This is a genomic window from Mesorhizobium sp. M7A.F.Ca.CA.002.09.1.1, assembly GCF_003998555.1.
Classification (GTDB): Bacteria; Pseudomonadota; Alphaproteobacteria; order Rhizobiales; family Rhizobiaceae; genus Mesorhizobium; species Mesorhizobium ciceri.
This window is the reverse complement of sequence record NZ_RZRR01000045.1, coordinates 1-13344: the sequence shown is the minus strand read 5'-3', so window position 1 is coordinate 13344 and position 13344 is coordinate 1. Positions and strand designations below refer to the sequence as shown.

Below are 13344 nucleotides of genomic sequence, written 5' to 3'. Positions count from 1 at the left end.
GTGCCAAGCTGTGCCAGCGCCTGATAGGCATCCATGTAAGACGAGATCATCCGTTCCAGCGAAAATCGCCGTCGCGCCTCCGCCCTGCATGTCTCGGCATCCAAGCTGGGCGCCGCAAGAATGGCTTGGGCCATCTCGTCGACCGTGTCGACGAGAAAGCCCGTCCTGCCGTGCTCTATGACGTCGGGAAGCGCACCATTTGGAAAGGCGACTACCGGGGTCCCGCAGGCGAGGGCCTCCATGGCCACAAGCGAGCTGGTCTCGGCTGCGAGGCTCGGAATGACCAGACAGCGCGCTGCGTTGAGAAAGCGTCGCTTGGCGGTGAAGCCGAGCGGGCCAAGGAAGCGGCGGCGGCCATCGAGGCGAGATTGGACCTCGTCGCGAAAGTACCGCGTATGCGTTTCGTAGGGATAGACCTTACCGCCGACGACCAGCGGAACGCCTGCTAGTTTGGCTGCATCGAGCGCCAGGTGAATGCCCTTCTCCGGGCAAACCCGGCTCAGAACCAGGGCAAAGTCGCGCTTCGGCTGCGGCAGGTTCAGTGCTTGGATGTCGACGCCGTTCGGAATCGGTGCCGTCAGCCTGGCGCCTGATGGCGCGGTTTTCTGCTGGCTGGGTGAGACCGCATGAAGCCAGAGGTCGCCACGCGTCGGGCGCAATGCCGCGGCCGGATACCAATCCAACGGCAGGTGGAGGGTCACCAAGGTCGGACCATCGTCGGGCAGATAAGCGTCGAAATCGATGCCGTGCAGATGAACCACATCGATGGGCCATCGGGCGCGGGCAGCGGCGATCGCTTTGCGATGGGCCTCTTGCGCGCGGCGCTTCGCCGCCTCGTCGAGCATGCCGTTTTCGGCCGGTATTTCCACAAGCGTGCCGCTCGTGCTGGAGCCACGGCAAGCAATGACGATAGATCGATGGCCGGCGTGAACCAACGCCCGATCGAGCATCGACAGAACCTGTTCGGCACCGCCGACAGCGTCGGGTCCGACGGGCGCGAGAGGGTAGGCGACATTGAGGACGGTGAGTGTCGCGGCCGGTTGCGTCCCGGTGCCCTGCGCCGCATCCCCACCTGTCAGTGGTGTTGCGAAGTCCGGCATCTGATGCATGGGCAGCATGACGATTTCACGCGGCCGAGGCCCGCCGCGTGGGGAGCGAGGCGGATGTCATGCCAGGCGCATAGCGGCGGATCATGGTTGAGCAGAATTCCGCGAACTCCTCCGGCACCAGTGGCGGGCTGGTGTGGTGGGGCATCATTCCGCGATGCTGAGGTGTGAAGCAGAAGGTGACCGTCACGTCGAAATCGGCGAGTGCTTCCATCTGCCGGTCGAACCAGTCCAGCGCATTCGGCCGAAAACTGTCCGCCCAGGAAAGCCCGGTACGCATATTGGTGACACCCAGCCGCTTCAGCCAGGCGACAGCGTCGTCCAGCCGCGGATCTTCGAAATGAAACCACTGCACCAGTCCCATTGCGGGTGTATAGCGCAGGAATTCCTCCAGCGCGGGCTTTGGCGTGCCGTCCTGGCGCAGCAGCCCCATATGGAAATGACGGTAATAAGAGGAGCCTTCGGCTTCGCGGTGACGCGTCGTTGCTTCCCATTCACGCGGAAGATCGTAGAGGCTGTACCACTGGACGCGTGGTGCATTGCCGAGCAGCAATTCAGCTGTTCGCTTGAGCCCCCAGACCTGGATTTCCTCGGCGCCGAAGGTCGATACGCCGACTTCGCTGACCCAGATGGGAAGGTCGGTGACGGTCGCGATCTCGCCGATCTTCTGCGGCCATTCCTGGATTTGCCACAGGTTCCAGTCGAGCGGAAAGCCGTGCACGGCGACGGCGTCGACATGATCCAGCACGCCGAATTCCTTCATGCGGGTGATGAATCCCGGGTCTATCGGCGAGATGCCACCGAGCACTTTGGTCAAAGCCGGGTTTTCAGATGCGATTGCGTCCGCCGCCAGGATTGCCATCCTGGCGAAGCGGCTCCAGTCGGGGTCGAGCTCGGGATCCCAATGCGATTTGTTGTTGGGCTCGTTCCAGATCATCGCGGCTTCAATCATGGCGCTGTCCTTTCGAGGGGTAGACGGGACCGCCACTGGCCGGGTCGCCTGCGGCCCGGCAGAAATAGACCTCCTGCTCAGGGTGCAGAACGATCTCGAAACCGGCGCTGCGCAGCATCGCTTCGGTGCAGGCTCGATTGGGTATCCACCAGTTGGTCGGGTCGTCGGCATAGCGGTGCTCGATGAAATGGAGCTTGGGAAATTCCGGCCGGTCGAACAGGTCATGCGTCCAGAAATGATAGTTCTCTTCCATCTCGGGAAGATCGGTGCTGCCGCGCTGCATGGACTGGAAGATCATCAGATCACCGGCGACATGCTCACGGATAAGGTCGAGCGCAAGCAACGGGTGGCGCAAGTGATAAAGCACCCCCATGAACAGCACGATATCGAATGTTTCGCGCAGGGCGCCGACGTCGTAGACCGACAGTTTCTGGAATTCGATCTCGCAATTGGCGATCTCGGCGGCAAAGCGGGCCTGCGCCAGATAAGCCTCATCGAAATCAATGCCGAGGACACGGGCAGCACCTCGCCGTTTCATCTCGATGGAATAGAAGCCGGCATTGCAGCCGATATCCAACACCGTCTTGCCTGTCAGATCCGCGGGAATGGCCTCGGCGAATTTGCGCCATTTGATCAGCGGGTAATTGCCGAGAAAATGGTTGGGAGCGGTTTCGACACCGGCCAGTTCCATGTTGTGGAACCATGGGCCGAGAGCATCGATACGGCGGCGGATTTCGGCATGGGAATGCAGCATGGTCAGGCTCCTTCGCCGGGAACGACAGGCACATGCGGGTGTGCTCCACCCACAAGCATGGCGGTTTGGCGTTGTTCGGATGCGACGCCCTCTTCGAGCAGCCGAAGAGCCGTGCGATAGCCGTTGAAGGTGCCGACATCGACGTAGGAGACTCCGGCCCTGACACCGTAGGCTTCACCGCCGGCAGCCAGATAGGCATTGATCAGGGTGCCGATATATTCGTCACGCCGGTCCCGTTCACGCCAGAGTGCAGCGAGTTGGTGCAAGATCCGGCCCGGCATCTTGAACGCCCCCCAGATCCAGTTCGTGGCAGCGTCTTGCCGCTTGACCAGAATTTCCTTCACCCGATCTCCCTCGTCGAGAACCACGGCATCGAAAAATTCCGGGCGGTCCACCGGGAAGAGCAGAAACGATAGGGAACTATCCGGCAGGCAGGAGAAGCCGTCCTCGGGGAACCAGATCGTATCGGGCAAACCAATCAAAACCGTCTCGTCGGGCGCGACGAGAGGCGCTGCCCGAAAAATCGCATCGCAAAGTCCAACAGGGTTGGGCTGCACCACGAACAGAGCCGCAGCGTCACCATAGCCGGCGGCGTAATATTCGAGAATGTCGGATTTGCCCGATCCGATGATGAAACAGATCTTGTCGACGCCGGCGCGCACCATCCGCCGCACCAGGTACTCGCTCACCGCGCAGGGACGCTCCGTCTGTCCATCGATCCGACTGCCTACCGGCAGCAGCTCTTTCGAGAAGCCGAGCGGTTGAATGCGGCTGCCGCGCCCGGCAGCGGGCACAATGCCCAACATCAGACTGCTTCCATCATCGGTTCGCGGGGAGATCTTTGAAAGGCGTCGTTTAGAATGTGGTCCAGCTCCGCCGCGCGCCGGGCAGAAGTGTGTTCATCCAGAACCCGTTCGCGCGCACGGGTTTTGATGGCATCGAGTTCATCTGCCGGCAAGGCGAGCGCCGCGACCACGTCATCGGTGTCGTGGGCCAGCAGGATCTCGCTGCCGGGTTCGAAGAAGCTGCTCAGGCCAGGCCAGGTGTCGGTTATGATCGGCACCCCGCATGCCGCCGCTTCGAACAACCGGCCCGAAGGACACCAGCCTTTTTGCACCATCGCCTCGCGGGTGACATTCAGCGTCAGTCGGGAGGATGAGAAAAACGCCGGATGATCGGCCGGTGGCAGATGCCTGACGAAGAAGATGTTGTCGCCCCACGGGAATTCCTGCGGATACTGTGCGCCGCCGATGATGAAGCGCTGATCCGGTAGACGCGCGGCGGTGCGGACCAGCAGCTTTTCGACGCCGGCCTGGCGATCCGCCGCGTAGGTCCCGAGATAGGACAGATCACCGGCGAATTCGGCCCGCTTCTCTGCCGGCCGGTGTTGGTCGGGATCGACGTGCCCATAGAGCGGCACCACATGGCGCGCACCCAGAACCGTCTTCAGCGCGTCGACCGCCGAGCCGCCGGTGTAACTCAGGACGAGGTCGAAATCGGCAAGACCCTCAGGGCCGAAATAGGGTGGACGCTCACCTTGTTCGATGCGGGCAAGCGTGACCGGAGTGTCCAGATCGTAGAACACACGCAGTCCGCGGCCTGCCTGCTGCGCCAGCCGCGAGGCGTCCACGGCGTCGGGACAATAAGAGGTGACAATAACGACATCCGATTGTTTGACTGTTTGCTCCGCGACCCGGCGGATGTCCTCCCAGTCCGGGTAGAGCACGACGTTGCCGCCGTCCAGGCGATCAAGATCGCGCGCTCCGGCATAGTAGGGCGTGTCGCGTTCGAAGAAGGTAACGGACCAGCCGCGCCGGGCGAGGGCTCGGATCAGTCCCCTCCATAAGGTGGCATGGCCGTTGCCCCATGAAGACGTGACGGTAAGACCGAAAATGACCATCTGCATCCGGCAAATCCTCGTCAGGCAACTTCGTTCAATCGGATCAGCTTCGCCCCCCAGTCCCCCGATACGATCGTCGTGATCGAAGCGGGATCGATGTCGAAGCGAAAGCAGTCGCCGGCCGGCAAGCCAAGGACCTTGCAGACGGCGGCCTTGATCACATCGGCGTGGCTGACCAGGGCGACACACTGATTCGGATGCTGCTCGTGGACAGCATTCATCACCGCGACGACGCGCTGCTGGACATCGTGCATGGTCTCGCCACTCGGTGTCCTTGCCACTTGCCGCTGATCATTCCAGGCTCGCCAGCTGGCGTCGCCATTCAGCTCATCGAAAGTCTTTCCCGACCAGTCGCCGAAGTCGATCTCGTCAAGTTCGGCGCAGATCGCGATTTCTCCGACACCGCAGGCGAGCGCAATTGGCAGCGCCGTCTCTCGGGTACGCTCGCGCGGGCTGCACAAGATCGCGACGATGGGCTCCCGGGCCATGCGGCAGCCAAGCTGCGTTGCCTGCGCCTTACCGGCATCGCCGAGGCAAACGCCGTCCATACGGCCTGCCAGATAGGAGCCGACATTTTCGTGTGCCGCATGGCGGATCAGAAAGAAGGTCGTCGTCATTCTGCGGCATCGAGCAAAGGCTCGTCCTTGCCTGCGATAAAAGCGAGCGTGCGCTGCCGCGCTTCGGCGTCGGTGAACTGTTCCGGAGGCGACTTCATGAAATAGCTGCAGGGACCGGTCAGCGCGCCGGCTATGCCGCGATCGAGCGCCAGCTTGGCGCAGCGTACCGCATCGATCACCACGCCGGCCGAGTTGGGCGAATCCCAGACCTCCAGCTTGAGCTCGGCATTGAGCGGCACGCCGCCGAAGGTCGTGCCTTCGACCCTTATATAGGCCCACTTGCGATCGGTGAGCCAAGGCACATGGTCGCTCGGGCCGACATGGATGTTGCCCGGCTCCAGGGGAACATCGAACTGGCTGGCCACGGACTGTGTCTTGGAGATTTTCTTCGATTCCAGCCGCTCGCGTTCCAGCATGTTGAGAAAATCGGTGTTGCCGCCGAAATTCAGTTGATAGGTGCGGTCGATGCGTACGCCGCGTTCACGGAAGAGATTGGCTAGCAACCGATGCACGATGGTCGCGCCGACCTGGCTCTTGATGTCGTCGCCGACCAGCGGCAGCCCGCGCTGCTCAAAGCGCCGTCGCCATTCCGGACGTGAGGCGATAAAGACCGGTATGCAATTGACGAAGGCGCAGCCGGCCTCGAGTGCGCATTCGGCATAGAAGCAGGTCGCCTCCTCGGAACCCACCGGCAGGTAGGAAACCAGCACGTCAGCGCTGCTGTCACGCAGGATCTCGGTGACATTGGCAACCGGCTCGGGAGCTTCTTCAATCTCGTCGCGCAAATATTTGCCGATCCCGTCCAGCGTCGGTCCGCGCTCGACGCGAACGCCGGTTGTCATGGCGTCGGCAAAGCGGAACGTGTTGTTGGGGGCGGCGTAGATCGCTTCCGCGACGTCGAGGCCAACCTTGCTCTTGGCGACATCGAATGCGCAGACAATCTCGATGTCGTCGACGTGGTAACCGCCGAGGTCGGCATGCATCAGCCCAGGGATTGGTTCGTTGCTTTTAGCGTGACGATAGAACGAGAGGCCCTGCACCAGGGAGGATGCGCAATTGCCGACCCCAACGATACCAACACGAACCTTTTTCGATCCCACGAAACCGCCACCCTATGTTGTTCAAAGGTAAGTTCCTGGCGCCGAACCATCAGCTTGCCGGAATGTTCCTCCACCCATCGAAAAATTGCGCGAGACAGCATGGATCGAAGCCGCATCCGATGCGTTCCCGCACGGCAAGCATTGGAAACCGATCGATGATCGTCTACGGCGACCACAAGCGGACGCAGGACGCACAACAGCTTCGCGAAGCAGCAGGCGAAATGGCCGTAAGACTTGATCGGATGTCTCATGGCATCCGACGCCATGCTGCATTGGTCGGACTGTTCATCAGCGTGTCGGAGCTGGTTCAGGCGCTTGCCGACGTCGATTTCGGAACCTGCGGCATCGACATTTTTTCGCCACGGCAACAGCAAGGCGCCAGGCTGCTGGTCGGGCTTGCGGCAGAGGTAGCGAAGTCGTGGCGAAGCGGTTTCAACGTTGGCGGTGGCATCGATCCGGGACTTCTCAAGCTGCTGGCCGGGCTCGACTGTCAGGCCGAGGTTCTGACCGGCTCCGCTGAGGGTTATGCGCATTATGCGCTTTATCCCGAAAGCTATTTGGACGCGGCGCAGAAGTCGGGGCTCGATGCGAACACATGCGTTATCGGTGTCCGCAGCATTGGCCTTGGGCTCGCAGCTATGGTGGCGGCCTCGATTGGCGCGCCTGCGCCATTCAGCGTTCGTCCGATCGGCCATCCCTTCCACAGGCACATCAACGCCGATCCGCGGTCGATCACCGCTTGGAAGAACAATCCATCGGCGCGTTTCGCCGTTGTCGACGAGGGTCCCGGCCTGTCCGGCAGTTCGATGCATGCCGTTGTCGTTTGGCTGCGTGAACTGGATGTCGATACGGACCGCATTCACCTGTTTCCCAGCCATTCAGGCGGCCCGGGCAGCGAAGCGTCGCCGGAGGCTCGGGAAACGTGGTCGCGCTGTCCGAAACATGTGGCGACGGCGTTTGAATGCACCTTCTCCGAAAGCTCGAAAATTCCCACGCTGCGCGATTGGGTGGCCGAGGCGGTCGGCAGGCCGGAATTAAACCTGACCGAACTATCTGGTGGCGAGTGGCGGGCCGCCCACTATGCCGACGAAGGACGCTGGCCGCCGAGCCCACGCGGTACCGAGCGGCGTAAATTCCTGGCGTCCGCAGGGCGTGACCGCTGGCTCGTCAAATTCGCCGGCCTCGGCGAAACCGGACTCCGCAAGAAACGAGCCGCGGCGATGTTGCATGAAGCCGGGTTCGGATCGCAAGTTGTCGCGCTTTGCCATGGCTTTCTGGTTGAACGGTGGATTGATGGCAGCACGATGGATCAGGCGCCGCTGCCCAGGGAAAAACTGATCGCGGAGCTCACAAACTACCTGACCTGGCGTGCGCTCAATCTTCGAACTTGCGAACCGGGTGCATCATTGCTTGCTCTCGCGGAGATGGCTGTTTCCAATGCGTCGGAAGCCTTGGACGAGAAACGCGCAGCGACGTTGCGCGGTTGGCTCTCGAAACCGACCTCCGCGCATGTGCTGCAGCGCGTTGAAATCGACGGAAAGCTTCAACCGTGGGAGTTTCTCGTTCGTGCAGATGGCACGGTGCTCAAGACAGATGCTGTTGACCACTGCCGGGCACATGATTTGATCGGCTGCCAACCGATCGAGTGGGACATTGCCGGCGCCCGCGTCGAGTATGGACTGTCCGACAGCGATGTGAGGACCTTGGTCGAGGGAATGGAACTTGCCATCGACCATGACCACATCGGCTTTTTCGAACCATGCTATTTGGCATTCCAACTCGGGCTCTGGAGCACGGCTGCGCAATCCGAGGACGGCGGGGAAAAAACAAGGTTGGCCGAGATGGCAGACCGATATAGGATGCCGCTGATACGGTTCCTGGACGAATGCCGGATATGATCGTTTCCGATCAGTCCAGCCTTCGCAGCATGTCTGCTTCCTGCTCGAGAATAGTGGCCACTTCCTCGCGCTGCAGATGCGTCATCATCAGGCTGACGCAGCACTCGAGATAGGTAATCGAGGCGCGCCGCAGATAGGCAGCGGTCTCGCGTTCGGCCATCTGGTCGATATCCCTCGAGGGGCGCTTGGGTTGCATGAGGGTGATCCTCCATATCGGGTCCTTCTGCCAAACCACAAGCCTGGGCGGATGTTCCGCACGATCTCGGGAAAGGTTCGGCGCCATCTCGCATCACGCCGGAAGGTTCTGCAGCCCTCCGGGTGCGGGCCTCGCTCTTTTGGCAAAGCCCGTCATCTGATCGCCGATGCGGCTGCCTTCGAGAGCTGCGAAATAATCGATCGTCAGCTTGAGCCCTTCGTTGAGGGGCACCTTCGGCGTCCAGCCGAGCAGCGCTTTTGCACGCGAAATATCGGGCTGCCTGCGCCGAGGATCGTCTTGCGGCAGCGGTAGAAATCTCAGATCCGATTTGGTACCCGTCATCGCCTTCACCAACGCAGCCAGTCGCACGATGGTGAATTCTCCGGGATTGCCCAGATTGACCGGCTTGCCTGGATTGGGATCGATATCCATCAGGCGCCTCAATCCATCGATCTGATCGGAGACATAGCAGAAGGATCGCGTCTGCAAGCCGTCGCCGAAGATCGTCAGGGGACGTTTCTCGAGCGCCTGCATGATCAGGTTCGAGACGATGCGGCCGTCCGCCGGATCCATTCTCGGACCGTAGGTGTTGAAGATGCGCGCGACGCGCACGTCGGCTTTGCCGGCTCTCAGATAGTCGAAGCAAAGCGTTTCGGCGGTGCGTTTGCCCTCGTCGTAGCAGGCGCGCGGACCGGTGCAGTTCACGTGGCCGACATAATCCTCCCTCTGGGGATGCTGTTCCGGATCGCCATACACTTCGCTCGTCGAGGCCTGTAGCAGCCGCGCGTCATATCGGACAGCGAGTTCGAGCAGGTTGAGCGTTCCAATCACGCAGGTTCGCGTGGTGTGGATAGGGTCGGCCTGGTAACGCGGCGGCGAGGCAGCGCATGCCAGGTTGAAGATACGCTCCACGGGCTCGCCGAGATCCAATGGCCGGCAGATATCCTGCTCGATCAACCGGAAACCCGGATGGTCCATGATCGAGATGATGTTCTCCATGCGCCCAGTCAGAAAATTGTCGGCGCAGATCACGCGCCAGCCGTTGCGGAGCAATGTTTCGCAAAGATGCGAACCGAGGAATCCCGCACCGCCGGCAACAAGCACTGCCTTTGCCCTTCGCGCGTTTCGTGTTTGTCGCATCGCCGTTTTCTCCTGTCTGCTGGTCATGCTGCGCTTCCGATGTCGAAATCGAGGGCCGCCGCCCTTGGCTGTGTCAACGCCGCCACGAATTCGCGGGCCCTGGCCGCACCGGTGTGGGATGCGAGGACGCGTTCGCGGGCCCGGCGGGCCATGGCGAGGCGTGTGCGCTCGGACTCGCCGAACAGGATCTCGACGACATCGTCCGTTTCCCCGGCGGTGTGGATCGCCGATGCAGGAAAGAAGCTGTCGAGCCCTGGCCAGCGATCGCTGATGATGGGCGTGCCGCAAGCAGCCGCTTCGAACAGGCGCACACTGGGCGACCATCCGGCAGCTATCATGGAACTGCGTGTGACGTTCAGCGTGTAACGCTGACGGCTGTAGAACGCGGCATGATCGGCGGGCGGCAGATGTTCGATACGTTCAACATTGTCCGGCCAGATGATGTCGGATGGGTATTGCGAGCCGGCCACGACGAAACGCCGGTCCGGCATATGCCGTGCGGGCTCGAGCAGCAGCGCATTCAGCATTGTCTGCCGGTCGGCACTGTAGGTGCCGAGATAGCCGAGATCCCAGCGGATCGGATCGCCAGTCCGGTGGTGCCGTTCCGGGTCGACCGAGCAGTAGAGCGGCTCGGCGCGGCGCGCGCCGAAGTCCTCCACCAGACGGCCAAGCATCGGCCCGCCGGTGAACGAGAAGTAGACGTCGAAGTAAGGAATCTGCCGCCAGCTCAGATAATCGCAATCGTCGGCTGAAAGCTGCGCCACGGTCACCGGCGTGTCGATGTCGTAAAAGCAGAAGCGCCCTTTGCAAAGTGAAGCGACGATGTCGATGACCACGCGCCCTTCCGGCACGAACGAGCCGATGACGACGATGTCGGCCTGCTCCAGGCACCGGGCGTAGTCGCGTTGTAACTCCGCGGTGGTTTCGTAGTAGCGCAAGGCGCAGAAATCCGGATCGCGCAGATCGCGGTGGTTTGCGTACCACGGCACCTCGCGCTCCAGAAAGGTCACGCGGTGGCCGAGTTCGTGCAGACCTTTCAGCAGGCCTCGAAACGTCGTGGCGTGGCCGTTTCCCCAGGATGAGGACAGCGACAGGCCAAGAAAGACGATGTCCAATTGCTTGGTCATTCCGCTGCCTCCACGGTCCCCTGCTCGAAGTGACGTTTGAAGACTGCATCGGCCACGTCCGCCCGCAACGCGTAGGTGTGATCGGCCAGCACGCGGCAAAGTGCGGCCTGGCCGATTGCCTTTGCCCGACTGGAGGTCAGCGAGCACATGATCTCGGCGACATCGCCGCCGTCGCGCGCCACCAGGATCTCCTCGCCTGGTTTCAGGAACAGTTCCACGCCCAGCCACGCATCGGTGATGAGGCAGGCGCCGGCGCCGGCCGCCTCGAAGACACGCGTGGCCGGTGAAAAACCGTTTACGGCCATGCTGTCGCGGCTGATGTTCAGAACCGCCTTGGGTGTGACGTTGAAGGCATTGTGATCGCGGGTGCCGACGTGACCGAGCCAGCCGACATTGGCGGGAAGCGGCTTGTCCCCCCAGCCCGATCCACCGAGGAGAAAACGCTGTTTCGGCAGCTGGCATGCGGGATCGAGGAAAAACGCTTCGACCCGTGCCTCACGATCCGGCAGCCTGTTGCCAAGGAACGCCAGATCGCAAGCGAAACGCGCATTGCTGGTGACCGGATAATGCGTTTGGGGATCGAGCGCATTGTAGATCGGCACGCATTCGTTCGCCCCCATGGCACGGTAGGCCCATACCACGGGGTCGCCGCCTCCATAGGTCAGCACAAGGTCGATTTCTTGCAGGGCGCTATGGAGCGGATGGTCCGGTTCGTCGCGCAACTGGGCAAGGGTTGCCGGAGCGTCCACGTCCCAGAATACCACCAGCGCGTCGCTGCGGGCGTGGTCGAGAACGGCGCGCAGCAGCGCCTCGTCCTCGAAACCGACGCCACTCGCCTTGACGACGATGTCGGCGCTGGCGGCACGTGCCGCGACCTGCATCAGCGCGTGCTGGGTCGCTTCATAAACGACGACAGTGCACCAGTCAGGCGCCTCGATGTCGCGATTCTTCTGCCGGTCGTAGACGTCGGGTTCATAGAAGGTGATTTCGTAGCCCAATTGGGAAAGCGCCTTCAGCAACCCGCGATAGTAAGTCGCGGCACCGTTCCAGTAGGACGACAAAAGACTCGATCCGTAGAATGCCATCTTCATGCGGCGGCTTCCTTTGCGGTGGTGTTGTTGATGGTATGTTCGGTCGTGCATGCCGTGAGCACGCGGAACAGCTCGTCAACGCGGTGCTGGCAGGTATGCCGGGAGCGAATGGTCTCGAGGCCCGAAGTCACCAGGGAAGCCGCGAAATCCGCATCGGCCAATACCGCCCGCAAGTGTTGCCGCATCTGAGAGCCGTTCTCCGCAAACAGGAAGTCGACGCCGGGCCTGAACAACTGCTCGACATCGGACCAGGGTGCTGAAATCAGCGGAATGCCGCAGGCGAGCGCCTCGAACATCCGGATCGTCGGAATTCCAGGCAATCCCTCACGATAGGGGCGCCGTGGGATGTGAACGGTGACACGATGCGCGGCGAACGCCTTCGGCACATCGGCATTGGCGATCCACCCATCATAGCGCAGTCCGGCGGCGGCCAGGTCCGCAAGTGCGGGCTTGGGATAGCGTACGCCGTGAACAGTGGCCTCGAGACCGAGATCGTGTACTGGCTCGATCAGAAATTCCTTGAGTTCGGCAGTCCGCTCATCGTCGCCCCAGTTTCCAATCCAGACCAGATCGGACATGGGATGGATCTCTGGGTGCGGCTTGAACAGGCGATCGTCCGCGGCTTCATGCCAGGTGAAGACGCGCTTGCCCCAGCCGGCGCGCAGATAGCTCTCGCGCAAGGTCTCGCCAAAGGCGAGGACGCCGTCATAGTGCTCCAACCGTAGCGCCGAGATTGCCTCGGTCGCCGATACGGCCCGGTGATGGGTGTCATGAAACAGAAGGATGAAGTTGCCGCCAGCGGCCCGGGCACGGCCGATGCGTGCGACAAGCTCCGGATCCGTCCACTCATGAACGATCACAACGTCGGCCTCGGCGATCCAGGCCTCGTGATCGAACCCGGCATTGTAGGTCACCGGCATCAACTCTGGGAAATCCTTGCGGAAGCGTTCGATGGCGAAGGATCCCTTCTCGGCCAACAGGTTCGAACGGCTCCAGCCGTCGGACGGCTCCAGCGCGACTGCCTGGTGCTGGCGCGCGATCAGATCCCGCATGATACCGCGCAGGAAATGGGCATTGCCGTGGTTCCAGTCGGATAGGACCGAGTGGGTGTAGAACAAAAAGCGCATGGTCAACGCCCCGCCATAGCCAGGGCCGCCTTGTCGTAGACGCCTCGCATGGCTGCCGCTTGCCTGGCCAGTGTAAACCGGCGGCTCCGTCGCATCGCTGCCTGGCCGAGCTCTCGCCTGAGTTCGGCATCGCTGGAAAGACGATTGAGGCCGGCAGCGAGGTCGTGCGGATTGCGCGCGTCAAAGAACATCGCAGCCCCGTCCCATAGTTCGCGATAGGTTGCGATGTCGGAAAGCACCAGGGGCGTCGCCGACATGGCAGCTTCCAGCGCGGCCAGACCGAATGGCTCATAGATCGACGGCGACACGAAAATGCCGGCGCGCGCCATCAAGGAG

14 protein-coding genes are annotated in these 13344 nt (G+C 61.9%); 1 reads left to right on the top strand and 13 read right to left on the bottom strand.

Annotation, left to right across the window (positions count from 1 at the left end; genetic code table 11):
• The 7 genes from EN994_RS03870 to EN994_RS03840 all read right to left on the bottom strand — a co-directional run.
• Nucleotides 1-1109 (bottom strand): glycosyltransferase family 4 protein (locus EN994_RS03870; protein WP_245465982.1); only part of this gene is annotated, 1109 nt, incomplete at its 3' end.
• 16 nt (nt 1110-1125) lie between these two features.
• Nucleotides 1126-2058, bottom strand: coding sequence for a hypothetical protein (locus tag EN994_RS03865; RefSeq protein ID WP_063170148.1), 933 nt, complete (start codon nt 2056-2058; stop codon nt 1126-1128).
• Nucleotides 2051-2812, bottom strand: a complete 762-nt coding sequence (locus EN994_RS03860; protein ID WP_013533206.1) for a TIGR04290 family methyltransferase — start codon at nt 2810-2812, stop codon at nt 2051-2053. Before EN994_RS03860 ends, EN994_RS03865 begins: the two co-directional genes overlap by 8 nt.
• A 2-nt stretch (nt 2813-2814) precedes the next feature.
• The gene (locus EN994_RS03855) at nt 2815-3618 is read right to left on the bottom strand and encodes a sugar phosphate nucleotidyltransferase (protein ID WP_063170149.1); all 804 of its coding nucleotides are present in this window, start codon (nt 3616-3618) and stop codon (nt 2815-2817) included.
• Nucleotides 3618-4718: a glycosyltransferase gene (locus tag EN994_RS03850; RefSeq protein ID WP_063170150.1), complete on the bottom strand. Its 1101-nt coding sequence runs from the start codon at nt 4716-4718 to the stop codon at nt 3618-3620. Before EN994_RS03850 ends, EN994_RS03855 begins: the two co-directional genes overlap by 1 nt.
• Nucleotides 4719-4732: 14 nt before the next feature.
• Nucleotides 4733-5329, bottom strand: coding sequence for a histidine phosphatase family protein (locus EN994_RS03845; protein WP_063170151.1), 597 nt, complete (start codon nt 5327-5329; stop codon nt 4733-4735).
• Nucleotides 5326-6429: a myo-inositol-1-phosphate synthase gene (locus EN994_RS03840; RefSeq protein ID WP_013533202.1), complete on the bottom strand. Its 1104-nt coding sequence runs from the start codon at nt 6427-6429 to the stop codon at nt 5326-5328. The genes EN994_RS03845 and EN994_RS03840 overlap by 4 nt, the downstream gene beginning before the upstream one ends.
• 155 nt (nt 6430-6584) lie before the next feature.
• Here EN994_RS03840 and EN994_RS03835 point away from each other — a divergent pair, with 155 nt between their 5' ends.
• A complete protein-coding gene (locus tag EN994_RS03835; protein WP_063170152.1) occupies nt 6585-8327 on the top strand; it encodes a hypothetical protein in 1743 nt (580 codons plus the stop codon).
• Nucleotides 8328-8337: 10 nt separating this feature from the next.
• Here the strand turns inward: EN994_RS03835 and EN994_RS03830 are convergent, their stop codons facing one another.
• The 6 genes from EN994_RS03830 to EN994_RS03805 form a co-directional block, all read right to left on the bottom strand.
• Nucleotides 8338-8523 (bottom strand): hypothetical protein, encoded by a 186-nt coding sequence (locus EN994_RS03830; RefSeq protein WP_013533200.1) that lies wholly within the window; start codon nt 8521-8523, stop codon nt 8338-8340.
• A gap of 93 nt (nt 8524-8616) precedes the next feature.
• Nucleotides 8617-9663: a UDP-glucuronic acid decarboxylase family protein gene (locus EN994_RS03825; RefSeq protein ID WP_013533199.1), complete on the bottom strand. Its 1047-nt coding sequence runs from the start codon at nt 9661-9663 to the stop codon at nt 8617-8619.
• 23 nt (nt 9664-9686) lie between these two features.
• Nucleotides 9687-10790 carry a glycosyltransferase gene (locus tag EN994_RS03820; RefSeq protein WP_063170153.1) on the bottom strand — a complete coding sequence of 368 codons (1104 nt, stop codon included), beginning with the start codon at nt 10788-10790 and terminating at the stop codon, nt 9687-9689.
• Entirely contained in the window at nt 10787-11881 is a 1095-nt protein-coding gene (locus tag EN994_RS03815; RefSeq protein WP_013533197.1) for a glycosyltransferase, read from the bottom strand. Before EN994_RS03815 ends, EN994_RS03820 begins: the two co-directional genes overlap by 4 nt.
• A complete protein-coding gene (locus EN994_RS03810) occupies nt 11878-13008 on the bottom strand; it encodes a glycosyltransferase (RefSeq protein WP_063170154.1) in 1131 nt (376 codons plus the stop codon). The genes EN994_RS03815 and EN994_RS03810 overlap by 4 nt, the downstream gene beginning before the upstream one ends.
• Before the next feature lie 2 nt (nt 13009-13010).
• Nucleotides 13011-13344 (bottom strand): glycosyltransferase (locus EN994_RS03805; protein ID WP_127307400.1); only part of this gene is annotated, 334 nt, incomplete at its 5' end.